Here is a 12,776-nt window from a genome sequence, read left to right on the forward strand (position 1 = left end):
GTCTTCCAAGATCCGGGCAAATACCTCACCTTTATTACATAGACGGTTCGCAGAACTCACCAGAGTTCCGATGGGAATTATAAAACAATTTGCAGACACTCGGAAGGCACAGGAAGGAGACGGTTCGATCCAACTCACTATCCCCGCGAACGTCGTTGATGAACTCGGTATCGAAGGTTCTGATGACGTGCTGTGGACGGCGATGGAAGGTGAGGGCTACGCGAAAATTCATGCGCCGAACCGGCACTGACTGTTCTTCTGCATTTCTATTGAGTTAGATCTCAGTTAATAAAACAAGGTAGTAACTCACCGCGTCGTTGGCAGGGAAAAGAGGTTGGGGTTTCGTTGGGACTTAACCCAATTGACGACCTTCTCACCCAGGTTGGCCGCGTTTTCTTTAATACTATACTCTTTATCCAGACACTTCCAAACATTTTTTGCCATTTTCTTAATTACGTATAGAATCACCTTATCCAGACCGCCTGTAAATGCCACTCCGCCAAGTTCCAACAGTATACCTTCTGCCAACTGGACGTAGTGTCCAAACCTCTTCAGGGACTCGAACCCTGTCCATTGGACTGGCTTTGTGATCACTGCGGCCATTCCCCGATAATATCTACTGAGATATGTATTTTTGGGGTGAATTTATCTCACACATTACAAAATACTAATTGGTGGAAATCAACCCCCACTAAACCCGACATGGGCGCGACTCCTTGGGGTTGTAGAACGCGAGAAACGAATCTGCGAAATTGCACACATCCATCGCGAGCGTCGTGTGCAAATCGAGTCGATCACGAGTGACTCGGCACTGCTCCGATTGGACAGATCAAACAGGTCTTGAACTTCTTTATATAAGGCCACTGTTTCAGTTACCCGAGAAAACTAGGTCTGCAGGGAACGTGTGCAAAAATATACGTCTCTGAATAACCGATTCATGATATTGAATTTTGAATCGGAAGTCTACATACAACTATTGATAAGTTTGATTGCCAAAATATATCACTATTTACAATACCATTGTGGAAATAATATTCTGTAATAAACTACAGAAAAGATATAAACTATGGATTGGAACTAACCTATTGCATGTCGAAAGATAACGCAAAGGACCGCGCAGATTTCCCGCGACGACGTTTCCTCAAACTTACAGGAGCAACCGCTGGCGCAGCAGCACTCCCAATAAGCCAGGTGGATGCGGCGTCTTCCGATTCTATAACAACCCAGAGTATCTCGAATCCTGATTCGAGTAGCACATACTATGTCGGTTCCCCTTCTGCCAAACCAGGTAGTGCAGGCGCAGGTGAGATTTATTTTGACCGCTATACGGGCGCGAAATGGTACTACGATGGTGGTTGGAAGCAAATCAACAGTGTCACTAACGGTCACGAAATCAACGTCATCACAGAAGGTGCTGACCCTGGTGGAAGCAACTCATTTATAGATACGTTAGAGTCAATCGTCCAGGATGAGCCAAATCCTCAGATTTTCGTTCCAGAAGGGAATTACCGCATCGACCGAGCATTCAATTATACAGACTTCGATCATTTCTCCCTCGTGGGAGAACCCGGAACTCGATTCGTAGTCGACTCCGGATACACTGGAACCGTGTTTAATCTCGGGTCAACGAATGGCGGAAAGGTTCTCCGCCTCAGTGACTTTGTAATTGACGTCAGCGCATCGAACTGCGGTCCTCGCCCGCTGGCAGCGTTTGCACAAGAACACCTCGAACTGCGAAATATCACGCTCGAGGGTCGGCTCGATGCAGATCCGGACAGTAACAACATCATCTATCCTGCCGTGACTACGGAGCGGGGATATGGCCGCATCGAAAACCTCCGTATGCCCGACGGGTCACAGAAATTCGCTAGTAGTTTGACAAACAATCCGACGGCTATTTCCATCGAGGGGAGCCACGTCGGGACTCTCGAAATCGTAGGATCATACATCGCGAGATTCCCGAATAATGGCATCTACGCGAAACGAAACGCGACACGGAAAGGCCAAGTCAATATCCACGATTGTTTCCTACGGAACGTCGGTCTGACCAGTCTTCGTCTCAACGACGAGGATACCGCAACGAATTGCCGTATCCTCTACGACGACAATATCGCCGAGAGTTGGTCGTCGCAGGCTCTCTGGCCACAGAAAGGTGGTACGTTCCGTAACATCGAGATCACGAACAATTACAGTAACAACAGTATGATCCGTGGAACTGAAAGCGAGGAGGGTGCCGAGCTCTATAATATCACGGTGAACATCGGCTCGGGAGTAACGTCCCCGGCTATTCTCCAGCGTGATGGAATCGATACTGGACCCCTCTATATCAACGGACTCGTCGTTCGTGACGATGTGTCGGATGGGTCATTCGTGATTACATTCAACCACAGTCGCGTGACCATCGTAAACAGTGAAATCGATACCAACCGGCGTGGTATTTACGTCGCCTCGGCGGCAGACGATTTCAAGATGGAAAACGTCTCGATTGATGGCGATGCAACCACCGTGGTCGGTCTCAACGGTGATCGCTCTACCATCCTCAATAACACTGTTCGAGGTGGAAGGATAGCGGTCAACGGTGTTGCTCACACCCAAGTGGAGTGGAACGACGCGGACGTTGACGACAATTCGACTCCGTCGTCGACGCGAGTCGCTCACAACTACACTTCAGGAGCCAGTCTCTAACCAACCAGCAATTGATTTTTGCGATACTGAATAATGGAGCTGAACGACTGCTCATTTCTTGAAACCAGTCTAACGTTAGCCACTATCGTGGTCGATATTTTGTCACGGGGATTTCACCACATCGACGGAACGCGCGACCTCGAATTCAACCGCTCGGGTATGATCGTTGATCGTCTCGGCAATCTCGCGAACTTGCTTGGCGGTCAGGTCGTCACGAGCGAGGATGTCTTCAATTGCTTCGACGAAACCGACGATGTCGTCACAGGCGAACGCTGCGGCGTTGCTCTTGTTCACTTCGTAGTAGTCTGCAGCGCCCTGAATGGCGTCGTAGCGCCACTCGTTGCCTTCCCCCGTACGAATTCGGATGGACTTCGGCATCTCCGATCGGTGAGCCATACTCGTGAACACGACCCGAATTTCCTAGTATTTTCCGGTTACTGAAACGTCGATAGCTTATATAAGATGCATAATGAGCGGTGTGATCGGCGCGGCCGAGGGAGTGATCGTGACCACGAGGGGCGAAATATGAACACGAGTTAGGACTGGTTCGTGTTCATATCGGGACGAGCTGGTTTCGCTACGTGATTCCCCGTGTGTGTGTTTGCACAGCAACAAGCTAGACCGCGAAAGATATCTTTCAGAAGTCTGAACTCAAGGTTGCTGTTCACTTTCACCGTGCTGTCGAGAACCCTTTATTACCAGTATTATGGTACACCCATCTGCATGCCAGTTGCAAAAGTGAAGATTGCGAAGCAGTCCCAGAAGTGGCGGTATCGGTGTCCGAACGGACACACGACCTGGGAGCCGACGAACAATCACCTCTGGTGTCGTGCTTGTGCACGGCAGCTCGACGTCGACCCGGAGTTCTGGGAACTCTACGATTCAAAGACTCACGAGGCGATTCCGCGGGAACGACTCGTACTCGACGTATAGCGAATCGAGGACAGACGGACTACTTTCACTTTCAGTGCGCTGTCGAAAACCATTGAAGTAGGCTACGGCTCGCTCGAAGAGTGGGATGAGACGACAGCGCCCAGAAGAAGGATGTATCGAAACCCGAACGATCTGTGGTTCGGCGGTGATTCTCCGTGGTTGAGACGGTGTTCCCGTACCCCGGCGGGAAGTCGCGGCTCGCCTCGTGGATCCTTGACTACGTTCCTGAACACACGTGCTTCGTCGAGGTCTTCGGCGGCGCGGCTGGCGTCCTGGTGAACAAGGACCCGGACGTGAGTACCGTCGAGGTGTACAACGACCGCGACGGCGATCTCGTGCACTTCTTCGAAGTGTTGCGCGACCGCGCGGACGAGCTGGTCGAGTGGCTGGAGACGGTTCCGTACTCGCGGGCGGTTCATTCGAAGTGGGCCGACGCCTTCTACGGTGGGTATCGACCCGGCGACGAAATCGTTCGTGCTGGGCAGTTCTTCTATCTGCGCTACTCGCAGTGGGGTGGAGCGTACGATAGTTCGAGTGGCTTCGGGACGAGCAAAGTATCGAGTCGGGCGAAGAGCTACGCGAACAAGATCGAGCGGTTGCAGGAGTTCGGGGGGCGGTTCGACGACGTCGTGCTGGAGAACCTCGATTGGCAGGAGGTGTTCGAGAAGTACGATAGCGAGGAGACCGTGTTCTACTGCGACCCGCCCTACGTCGGGAAGGAGTCGTACTATCCGGTGAGCGATATCGACCACTCGGCGTTCGTCGGAGCGCTTCGGGAGTTGGAGGGGAAGTGGATCGTGTCGTACTCGGAGCTTCCGGACGGGTTGGAAGAGTTTCGAGTTGTAGGACGAGGTGAGTCGAATTTTATGGGGAACGGGAAATCAGAGAGTGCGAAGAAGACGCAGGAGCGTCTAGTGATGAATTCCTGTTATAGATGACCTACTAAGCAGAATCTTTCTACCACGCTCCTCAGTTTGGATCGACTAGTAAAACCTGATGAAGTGAAACGGTTAGATACGTTTTAAAACCGGGAAGATAGCCTGATCCAACTACAACCAGACTGAATTGCGTAATACCCGTCACAGGACCAAATTATCAAATTGATAACTAGTGAGATATTTATGTCTATAATATAATTCAAAATCAATGGGTAAAAGCGAGTCTGTATCGAGTAATACTGAAGATCGTACGGAGGAGGCGGACGCAGGTTCATCTGAATCAGATGAAAATGAGTATCAGGTTATCAGACCTACGAAGATAGAACGCCTTCTTCGAGATCAAACGGAATTGCAGGTTAGTCCCGAAGCAGACGAGGTTATGGTTGAGGCTCTGAATGAAGTCGCAGCGGTTATCGCGGCAGAAGCTATAAAAGTGGCCGAGCGGAAAAGCGGAGGTTCGACGGTAAAACCCCATCACGTTGAAACCGCGTATGACCAAATTAAGAAGCCGCACAATACTATTTTTAGAGCTATAAATCAAATCAATGAGGCGAGAGATCAAGTGCGAGCAGCAGCAGAGGCATCACCCTTCTCCGATGTGAAAATCAATGACTAAGAATAAATTTTTTCTCAGAGATAAATATACTCTGGAGGAAAAAATAGATCGAGTAACTGCAGATAAATTCACGATGAACAATGAAGAGGTCTTTACTGTTATTGAAAAAACTCGCATTAGCCCGAAACAGGTTTCTCAGGAAGGTAAACAATGGTTATTGAACAATCTTCGAGATGAACTTTCATGGGATGAATATACTAACTTTATTGATGTCTTATTCCAGAAGCATGGGAAGAAAGGGAGTGTATTCAACCAGCAGCTAGTTCACTTCCCCAGAAATCTCGAAACGGATGGGTTGTTTGAAAAGCTTAAAAAGTATGAGGAAGATCCATTGACCGGGCCGTTTGGAGCAATCCTGACTCAGCCGTTATTCATAAACCAACTTCAAAAGAAGGATGACAAAATCGATGTGTCATTCTATACTGCGGTTAAATTCGAAGAATATGAGTCCACAGAGGATATTCCCATACAGGTTCACAACGAAGAAGGTGAAAAAATCAACGAACTGAGGCCTGAACAGAGTGTCCGGGTACCAATGAGACGACGGGTAGAACTTCGTATTTATACGGATCGCAAAATAATGTCCATCTCAAACTCAAAGATACCAAATAGGTTGCAAAAAGAGATATATAATGTGGTGGTCGCCCTAGCTCGGGATAGTCCCGTGATTGGAGGTGAAGATAATGACTGACACAATCGAGGCTCTTGAAGAGATGGATCCAATAGACCTCTCGATTCAGCTCAAGGGAACAGAGCTCCTGACGATTCAATATCTTTTAGAGGGGCAGAATTCAAGGTACGGTTTTAAGTTCGATTTGCTCAGCCTTGATAAAGCAGACTTTTCGGGGTCAAGGGATGAGGAAATGCTTAAGAATAAATTAGTTAGAGACGCAGAGCAAACGGGAGATCTGCGTAAGGTGACCTTCTACGTTCCTATTGGTGAATCCTCTGAGATGCGTGCTGTCCAGCTCAACTTCTATGAAGATGGCCATACTACGTCTTCTGCAGAAGTCACTCCGCATGAATATGATCAATTTGTAGATGCGATTCATACCGCAGAGAAATATTCTGATTACATGAAATCACTAGATGAAATACTGGATGAGTACGTTCAGGATGTGACACTGACTGAGGAAAAGAAGCTAAAAAAGAAAGATGTCGTTAGAAGGTTTACCGAGATATCTACTTCGAAGCTAGGTGTGTCGGATGATGATGTCCTCGGTAGATATATGCATAATATGGTGTTAGCCAATATCGGTATCGAGATTTACCAAATTGTAGCCAACGAAGAGGAATCAAATTCAGATCACAAAATTTCGGAAACGTGGGGAGGAAATATTGAGAACTTCTTTAAGAGATATGCACAATACAATATCCCTCATGCTGCGGATCGAGATTACCAGATTGTGGCATCAAATATAAATCGCCTTATCGCTAAATGGCAAGGCAGCGAAGGCTACCAAAACTCAGCGAGCGCAATTGCTTTGCTGGAGTACTTCGTGGAAGATTATGATCTCCAACTCTGAAAAAGAGGTACTTCGTAAGTGTCTCTCGGAATGTCCGCTACCGGTTGGAGTCGATAGTAAATACTTCACAAAAGAGGAAATTTGCACGAATGCAGGAGAAGAGTCCGGATTTAAATATACCACGTTCAAGCGGTTCCTGACGACTAAGACGAAACCGTTCTGCGAGCAGTGTAATGAACCATTCTCTTCGAACTGCAAGGAAGTATACAGAACCAAAAAAACGGTATACACGCTTGACCCAGTAGGAATATCAGAAGGTGTGATACGGACAGCTTCAGAGGCAGGACCATTAGAATTTGTAGAAGATGTTTCTCCTGTAGATGGACAATACAGAGCAAGGTGCAGATTTGGTGAACATAATATAACCTTCGAATTTTTTAGTGAGAGAGATGCGTTCTTACAAAGCAAAATCGATCCTTTCGATATGGAGTTTCCAGTTCTACTCCGGAGTATGAACACTGAAAACCACCAACGACACCGGTTTCGGTGGGAAGAACTTCTCTCTGAGCAGTTTAGCAACCGGCTTTCGTCGATTATCACCGATGTACGAAATAAGGTAACCGCGGTTTTTGCAGAGTACACAGAGGAGTTTGTAGAAAATCATAGAACAGAGATTAAAAGATCACTGAGGGATTACTTTACCCGGTCTGGTTATTCCGTACATTCAGAAGTCGCCGAACACTGTCCTGAATTGGAGGAATACGGTATCGAAGTCGAGACTGCAGATTACGTCTGCATTGGAGACAACGAGAAAATACTCGTTACACACGGAAAGACAAGAGACGGGTGGTATATGCAGCGGTTTGTTGAGGGTAAATTGACTTCTGTTGAGAATGAGCCGATTTTTAGTGATTTTCACGAACAAATTGATGAGAAAATCAGGCGATATAAACGGATCTCTAAACAACTTAGTTCGGCTTCTCAAGTGATGCGTGGCCTTGGTGGTATCATAGCTGTAGTGACTATCATATTAGCGGCACTCAGTACGAACGAAATTGAGCAATTTGTACAGTCATTGCCAATAGTCTCTACGTATAGCTCAGAATTAACAGTAGGAATTATATTTTTCAATATTTTTGTGATGATCATATTCATCATAATGCTACTATTCCCGTATCTAAAAGAGAAAGCTTTCTCTTGGAAGACGTATCCATGCGGAGCAAGCCGGTCTCGCGTGAAGATCATTCGCCACATGAAATACGGATTAGATTGATCTCGTATCTTATCTTGTTGGGTCATCTTTACAAGCAACAACAAACGAGCAAATAACGATCTACTCTAACTCATTCTCGGTATCTCTAACGTCAGATCCATTTGGAGAAAGATAAGCAATAGGAGGCTTGACGATAGAAGAAAATGCAGTTGTTATCTTGTATCCGACCTTTCGATTGGATTCTGTAGTTGACACATTAATCAACTAAATAGGGTACTCAATCCTCTTCGAGTTCGGGATTTCCGTATTCGCTTGGTGCATGTTCTTTTATATATACATCTAGTAACTCCCGAAGGCGCCAGGCAGTTCTCCAGGTCATTACTGCCTCGGTCTCTAATTTATACCCAGTACCCACTTCGTCACCATCTAATTCAATATCCTTGTCTCTACTCGACCAAAATCCCACTTGTAGAGTATCCGGATCATCTTCCGAGACGCTAAGGAGTGACCCTCTCGCAAACACCCTGTCGAAGTTAGGTTCGTAGGCAGTGAGAATCTTAGTATCTTCACCATCAAGTGGAATATCGTCCGTCGATATCTGGTTTTTCTTGCTCATGCTATTTATCACGCGTATTGTCTTCTGTTATATGGGTTTTCTGTATAGCTTGATTCGGATTTCCTTTGGTTGAACTGCCTCTCACCTGCAGTAACATCTATGCGTTCCATTCTGGTGGGTGGTGAAGGGTAGGATGACCCAGCTGGATCTATAACAGCACGGATTTCTCCTTTGTTCCGATCTACTTTAAGAACATCCTTGCTTCTTTGACCATCCTGGATGGAAGAGTAGATAGGTCCTGCAATTTGGACACCTAGGGAAGTAAGCTGGACAGATTCTCCTGTCATTTCTATCCAGCCTAAACTCTCCATCTTTTCCAATATTTCCGTATCCAGAGTATTTCCATGTTCGGAAAATTTTAACTGCTCTAGGGGGCTTCCCTTTTGCTGGGCATGGACAAATAGGTATACTGCCAGAGCAGGAGCTGGGTCGGAAAGTAAGTCATCCATTGATTCTGTCCGCCTCCCAACTTTGATACCTTCTTTGTCTGTTGAAATTTGCGGAGCTAACTGTTGGATTGTCTCAATAGCCTTCGTGTATTTTTGGACCGTAGCCCACGCAAGTCCTGTTGCTTTCGCTACTCGGTTCAGTGGAAGAGTTTCCCCCGAGTGGTAGTTCAGGTACCACGAAACTCTTTCCAAGGCTTCAATTGGATCGGTCCTCGCTGGCATGAATCTCATTATAGTGAGAACCCCCGGTTCAACATAAGTATTGGGTTCTTTCTATCTACTTTCACCTGACAAACAACACGTTTATTTGACCTTAGATCATTCACCTCTTTAAGTGTGGCCTGGAACAAGGACGACGTAGAAAGTATTATTCAACGCTTTGGGCCCGTCGCAACTCTATGGTTAAAAGCTCTGATCAAGAAAAACGTTGGGAGGGGAAAAGCTCATAACTATACTGTATTTCCCGGCAAGATAAAATCTATTGCTAAGAAATATGATATGGATCTTCCTGGTGACGACGAAATATCTACTGCTTTTGATGACTTGAAGAGAAAACAACTACGAACTCCCGACGGGAGGACAGGCACAGTCCTATTGGACGGTAAACCGGAGTATGTAAAGCTTACAGATCATGGGCTCACACTCGTCACACTGATAGATAGTAAACCAGAAATAGAACAGAAAGTAGACGAATTCCTGGGTGGGGAGCCCCAAGAAGTAGAGGACTGGTTCCCTGCAAAGGCTCCAGACGATGCTCCTATCCAAATGAAAGCCGTTTCTGAGAAACCTGCAGAAGGTGAAGAAAGCTATGAGGTCGATGCGATAGCAGAATTTGAATGCTTATATCCAGACTGTGATGGCGAGATTGAGAACACCTACTCATTTATTCACCCAAATGAAACGTGGACCGAAAAAATATCGGCAGAGTGCCCCGTGTGTGGCGAAGTTTGGGTATACGTCGCAGGGAATGCATTCAGGGATCCGAACAAACAGGATGTATGAATGCCGTGCATAGAGGAGTGCAGTTGTAACTTTCTAGTATCGCCCAACATTACTGCTCCGTGACTCTTCGATCATTAATCATAATACCGGACACCTATGTCATTACATATCGAAAACGCCGAAAAGCAACCACGAGGGTCGCTTCGACGCTGAACAAATGAATCGGTCGTTTCCGACCATTGAATTCTGATAACTCCAGAAATGTAAATGTTGGTCCGAGCACACTGTTTCGGGTCCGTCAGTCTACCAGTCGCCTCGACGATTCCAGCGACGATAGTTTCCCTACGAGTGCGAAATACCGACTCGTCCACGAACAAAAATCCCACCATCAGGAAGATATTTGATATCTGATACACTGATTGGAGACAGATGGTGAGTCTCACAGATACGTATGACCGAGAACAACCGACTTCTCGTGCGAACCCGTCCCTCCCGTCTCCGACGGGCTTCGCGTTCGACCTCTTCGCCTTCGCGGCGGTCGCGATCATTCTCGCCCTCGTCATGCAGACATCTGCGTCCTTCCAAGACCAGCTCGTGCTTCATTACGGCGAGCCGACGCTCCACGCCCTCTACACGACGCACTTCGTCCACAACTCGATGGCTCACCTGCGGGGGAACCTGACCGCCTACGGCGTGATCGTCCCACTGACGTACCTGCTCTGCCTTCGAGCAGATCGTCACAAGGAATTCCGGGTTGGATTTCTGGCTGTTCTCTTCGTTCTGCCGCCGATCATCTCGGTGGTGAGTCTGGTCGGGTTGGACGTCGCGGTCGAGTTCATTATCGGAGTTCGTCCGCACGTCCAGTCGAGCAGGGGCTTCTCCGCGCTCGACGGCGCGTTCGTTGGACTGCTCATGGTCGCCTCGCGGACTACCTCAGAACGGCGAGCGGGCGCGAGAGTTCGCTCCTGCCGACTGTCGGGGTGTTGTTCTGCATCGGACTGGCGGGAGCGTTCTGGAGCGTGTTCCAGTACACGACGACGCCGCTGGCGTTCGTGTTGTTTGCAGTGCCGGTCTGTTAGCGTCGTGGTTGCTTTGGGATGTCGTAGTGACTTACGAACTTCATGGCTCACTGTGTGTCGATAGTTGTCATCAGGGATGTCTTTTTACAGTTAGTCAGGATCTCATGCACGAACGGTCTCATCAAGTTAGAAAACTGTTCGGCAGGCTGGTCAACGTTCACTGGGAGTTGGGGCGTCGGGTTGGGATATATCGGTCAGGACTTCCCAGCGTCTGTCTCAGTTGGGGACAGACTGGCGATGGTCGCTGGTATGTCGGGCGTGCTTGTCGGTCACGCTTCTGTATGTGACGGTGACTTCAAGGAGTGGTGGCTGACTGGCGCATGTGTGGTCGCTGGGTTCGACCACTTTGGTCGAACCCAGCGACCGGCTCCAATACAACGTGGACGATGACGGACGACTCGTCGCTGAAGCCGTTGCGGAGTGCTACAGGGTTCTTGCTGAGCTTGAACCAATTGATATGGGTAAGACAGATGCGGGTGATAAATCTCACTTCAGATATAATTGATATAAACGGAGGAAGCACAGAAATAGGCTATAATGGAGATGGAATCCCCCTCTCAGTCAACATTATTTGAATATAATTTTTAATCGTCCCTTCCTGATAATCCGGGATAATTTCGATACGCTCTGCACAAATAGTTGGATCTTGATCGGAATCTGTTTTGAGATTCAGCGCCCACTTTGACCCTTTTATTGGCATCGGTCGAGCTGCCAAATCAATCTCGGAGCTCTCCCAATCTATATCACAAAACTGAGAACAATCCAGATAATTACTTTCATATACTAATGTGGGTGCAGATCCATCGTCGCCTTCGGGAGTTAGTTTGAATGCGGGTTTTTGAAATTCAGATGAATTACTTGTTGGGATAGATACTCGACTACCATCCCCGTCATTAGTGACTTCTAATAATCCAACGAATCTATCTCGATCTCTTGTTACCGATGTCTCATTTTCTGTAATACTAGCGTCGCATTCGGCTGTGATCTGTCCAGTGAATGGAGAATCACTTGACGATAGACTTCCTTGACCAACTAATTTCATATGTGGAGTCAATTCTGAAGGTCTCGTGCGAGAATTGATAACTCTGCCTAGCCATCGCCGTTTTTGTTGACCTCCTTCACTTTCTTCCTGTATCATTTCCGGCACGAATTCCAACTTTGGCGGATAGAGGAAATATAAAAGGAACAATATGACACCAATAAGAAGGACAAATATTTCCCAGCTTTTTAACATCGTATCGATGACTGAAGCGAGTGGTGAAAGAGTTAGGAGATCAATCATTCTAATCGCCTCTCGGTTAAATACCGCCTTCCTTCATCTGTGATTGCAGCGTTGTAAAGAAAGGATTGAGAACCACCAAACCGTGTATTTGCAGCAACGTAACCTAGAGAATTCAGTTGATAAACTTTTGAATTTAGTTCGTCAATGTCAATGCCATGATTACTAGCCCTGGTCTCTAGATCAGAGACGTCCATCCAAGAATCACTTGGATCTTCCTCATATTCTTCTTCAAGAACAGTCAATATTGCTTGGTCATCCTCCGGAATATCCTCATCATCTTCATGAAGGATATACTTCATACCATCGGATGACAGCTTAATTGTATCACGATCTCCATTATCTGAGGATCGTATTATATATGGTCCCTCTCCATTCGTCTCTTCTTCTAGGAATTCTAAGTCGCTACGGACCTCACTTTCTGTCCTGTCTGTCTCATTAACAATATTTTCTACAAGAGCGTCCACAATCAACAGGCTCCATGGTACCTCCTTACTTTGGTCATAGAGTATTTGCAATATTGATTCTTGTTCGGGTGTCATTCTCACTCCCCCAACCAA

16 protein-coding genes are annotated in these 12,776 nt (G+C 47.1%); 10 read left to right on the forward strand and 6 right to left on the reverse strand.

Annotated features, from left to right (window positions below; genetic code table 11):
- The first annotated feature begins 70 nt into the window (after positions 1 to 70).
- Entirely contained in the window at positions 71 to 250 is a 180-nt protein-coding gene (locus LJF34_RS04365) for an AbrB/MazE/SpoVT family DNA-binding domain-containing protein (RefSeq protein ID WP_231183510.1), read from the forward strand.
- A gap of 56 nt (positions 251 to 306) precedes the next feature.
- Here the strand turns inward: LJF34_RS04365 and LJF34_RS04370 are convergent, their stop codons facing one another.
- Positions 307 to 603 carry a hypothetical protein gene (locus tag LJF34_RS04370; protein WP_231183512.1) on the reverse strand — a complete coding sequence of 99 codons (297 nt, stop codon included), beginning with the start codon at positions 601 to 603 and terminating at the stop codon, positions 307 to 309.
- A gap of 486 nt (positions 604 to 1,089) precedes the next feature.
- Between LJF34_RS04370 and LJF34_RS04375 the strand changes: the two genes are divergently transcribed.
- Positions 1,090 to 2,685 carry a twin-arginine translocation signal domain-containing protein gene (locus LJF34_RS04375; protein WP_231183514.1) on the forward strand — a complete coding sequence of 532 codons (1,596 nt, stop codon included), beginning with the start codon at positions 1,090 to 1,092 and terminating at the stop codon, positions 2,683 to 2,685.
- A gap of 102 nt (positions 2,686 to 2,787) precedes the next feature.
- On the opposite strand, the gene LJF34_RS04380 is transcribed toward LJF34_RS04375, so the two are convergent.
- Positions 2,788 to 3,081, reverse strand: coding sequence for a hypothetical protein (locus LJF34_RS04380; RefSeq protein WP_231183516.1), 294 nt, complete (start codon positions 3,079 to 3,081; stop codon positions 2,788 to 2,790).
- Positions 3,082 to 3,408: 327 nt separating this feature from the next.
- On the opposite strand from LJF34_RS04380, the gene LJF34_RS04385 reads away from it, so the two are divergent.
- From LJF34_RS04385 to LJF34_RS04410, 6 genes are all read left to right on the forward strand, one after another.
- Positions 3,409 to 3,618, forward strand: a complete 210-nt coding sequence (locus tag LJF34_RS04385; protein WP_231183518.1) for a hypothetical protein — start codon at positions 3,409 to 3,411, stop codon at positions 3,616 to 3,618.
- 155 nt (positions 3,619 to 3,773) lie between these two features.
- On the forward strand, positions 3,774 to 4,556 hold the full coding sequence (locus tag LJF34_RS04390) for a DNA adenine methylase (protein ID WP_231183520.1): 783 nt from the start codon (positions 3,774 to 3,776) through the stop codon (positions 4,554 to 4,556).
- Positions 4,557 to 4,764: 208 nt separating this feature from the next.
- Entirely contained in the window at positions 4,765 to 5,172 is a 408-nt protein-coding gene (locus LJF34_RS04395) for a histone-like protein (protein WP_231183522.1), read from the forward strand.
- A complete protein-coding gene (locus tag LJF34_RS04400; RefSeq protein WP_231183523.1) occupies positions 5,165 to 5,863 on the forward strand; it encodes a hypothetical protein in 699 nt (232 codons plus the stop codon). Before LJF34_RS04395 ends, LJF34_RS04400 begins: the two co-directional genes overlap by 8 nt.
- Positions 5,856 to 6,698 (forward strand): hypothetical protein, encoded by an 843-nt coding sequence (locus tag LJF34_RS04405; RefSeq protein ID WP_231183524.1) that lies wholly within the window; start codon positions 5,856 to 5,858, stop codon positions 6,696 to 6,698. The genes LJF34_RS04400 and LJF34_RS04405 overlap by 8 nt, the downstream gene beginning before the upstream one ends.
- Positions 6,682 to 7,911 (forward strand): hypothetical protein, encoded by a 1,230-nt coding sequence (locus tag LJF34_RS04410; protein ID WP_231183525.1) that lies wholly within the window; start codon positions 6,682 to 6,684, stop codon positions 7,909 to 7,911. The genes LJF34_RS04405 and LJF34_RS04410 overlap by 17 nt, the downstream gene beginning before the upstream one ends.
- Before the next feature lie 217 nt (positions 7,912 to 8,128).
- Here the strand turns inward: LJF34_RS04410 and LJF34_RS04415 are convergent, their stop codons facing one another.
- On the reverse strand, positions 8,129 to 8,467 hold the full coding sequence (locus LJF34_RS04415; protein ID WP_231183526.1) for a hypothetical protein: 339 nt from the start codon (positions 8,465 to 8,467) through the stop codon (positions 8,129 to 8,131).
- Between the two features lie 8 nt (positions 8,468 to 8,475).
- Positions 8,476 to 9,147, reverse strand: a complete 672-nt coding sequence (locus LJF34_RS04420) for a hypothetical protein (protein WP_231183527.1) — start codon at positions 9,145 to 9,147, stop codon at positions 8,476 to 8,478.
- Between the two features lie 105 nt (positions 9,148 to 9,252).
- On the opposite strand from LJF34_RS04420, the gene LJF34_RS04425 reads away from it, so the two are divergent.
- Both LJF34_RS04425 and LJF34_RS04430 read left to right on the forward strand, forming a co-directional pair.
- The gene (locus tag LJF34_RS04425) at positions 9,253 to 9,918 is read left to right on the forward strand and encodes a hypothetical protein (RefSeq protein WP_231183528.1); all 666 of its coding nucleotides are present in this window, start codon (positions 9,253 to 9,255) and stop codon (positions 9,916 to 9,918) included.
- Between the two features lie 369 nt (positions 9,919 to 10,287).
- On the forward strand, positions 10,288 to 11,001 hold the full coding sequence (locus LJF34_RS04430; protein WP_231183529.1) for a hypothetical protein: 714 nt from the start codon (positions 10,288 to 10,290) through the stop codon (positions 10,999 to 11,001).
- Positions 11,002 to 11,469: 468 nt separating this feature from the next.
- On the opposite strand, the gene LJF34_RS04435 is transcribed toward LJF34_RS04430, so the two are convergent.
- Both LJF34_RS04435 and LJF34_RS04440 read right to left on the reverse strand, forming a co-directional pair.
- Positions 11,470 to 12,219 carry a hypothetical protein gene (locus tag LJF34_RS04435; protein WP_231183530.1) on the reverse strand — a complete coding sequence of 250 codons (750 nt, stop codon included), beginning with the start codon at positions 12,217 to 12,219 and terminating at the stop codon, positions 11,470 to 11,472.
- On the reverse strand, positions 12,216 to 12,758 hold the full coding sequence (locus LJF34_RS04440) for a hypothetical protein (protein WP_231183532.1): 543 nt from the start codon (positions 12,756 to 12,758) through the stop codon (positions 12,216 to 12,218). The genes LJF34_RS04435 and LJF34_RS04440 overlap by 4 nt, the downstream gene beginning before the upstream one ends.
- Between the last annotated feature and the right edge of the window lie 18 nt (positions 12,759 to 12,776).

Origin of the sequence: Haladaptatus sp. DYF46, assembly GCF_021083305.1 — an archaeon.
In the GTDB taxonomy this organism is placed as follows: Archaea; Halobacteriota; Halobacteria; order Halobacteriales; family Haladaptataceae; genus Haladaptatus.

What these genes read in the sequence shown, in the direction of transcription:
- LJF34_RS04365 (WP_231183510.1), top strand. Translation starts at nt 71, where the DNA reads ATGGGAATTATAAAACAATTTGCAGACACTCGGAAGGCACAGGAAGGA.
- LJF34_RS04370 (WP_231183512.1), bottom strand. Translation starts at nt 603, where the DNA reads ATGGCCGCAGTGATCACAAAGCCAGTCCAATGGACAGGGTTCGAGTCC.
- LJF34_RS04375 (WP_231183514.1), top strand. Translation starts at nt 1,090, where the DNA reads ATGTCGAAAGATAACGCAAAGGACCGCGCAGATTTCCCGCGACGACGT.
- LJF34_RS04380 (WP_231183516.1), bottom strand. Translation starts at nt 3,081, where the DNA reads ATGGCTCACCGATCGGAGATGCCGAAGTCCATCCGAATTCGTACGGGG.
- LJF34_RS04385 (WP_231183518.1), top strand. Translation starts at nt 3,409, where the DNA reads ATGCCAGTTGCAAAAGTGAAGATTGCGAAGCAGTCCCAGAAGTGGCGG.
- LJF34_RS04395 (WP_231183522.1), top strand. Translation starts at nt 4,765, where the DNA reads ATGGGTAAAAGCGAGTCTGTATCGAGTAATACTGAAGATCGTACGGAG.
- LJF34_RS04400 (WP_231183523.1), top strand. Translation starts at nt 5,165, where the DNA reads ATGACTAAGAATAAATTTTTTCTCAGAGATAAATATACTCTGGAGGAA.
- LJF34_RS04405 (WP_231183524.1), top strand. Translation starts at nt 5,856, where the DNA reads ATGACTGACACAATCGAGGCTCTTGAAGAGATGGATCCAATAGACCTC.
- LJF34_RS04410 (WP_231183525.1), top strand. Translation starts at nt 6,682, where the DNA reads ATGATCTCCAACTCTGAAAAAGAGGTACTTCGTAAGTGTCTCTCGGAA.
- LJF34_RS04415 (WP_231183526.1), bottom strand. Translation starts at nt 8,467, where the DNA reads ATGAGCAAGAAAAACCAGATATCGACGGACGATATTCCACTTGATGGT.
- LJF34_RS04420 (WP_231183527.1), bottom strand. Translation starts at nt 9,147, where the DNA reads ATGAGATTCATGCCAGCGAGGACCGATCCAATTGAAGCCTTGGAAAGA.
- LJF34_RS04430 (WP_231183529.1), top strand. Translation starts at nt 10,288, where the DNA reads ATGGTGAGTCTCACAGATACGTATGACCGAGAACAACCGACTTCTCGT.
- LJF34_RS04435 (WP_231183530.1), bottom strand. Translation starts at nt 12,219, where the DNA reads ATGATTGATCTCCTAACTCTTTCACCACTCGCTTCAGTCATCGATACG.
- LJF34_RS04440 (WP_231183532.1), bottom strand. Translation starts at nt 12,758, where the DNA reads ATGACACCCGAACAAGAATCAATATTGCAAATACTCTATGACCAAAGT.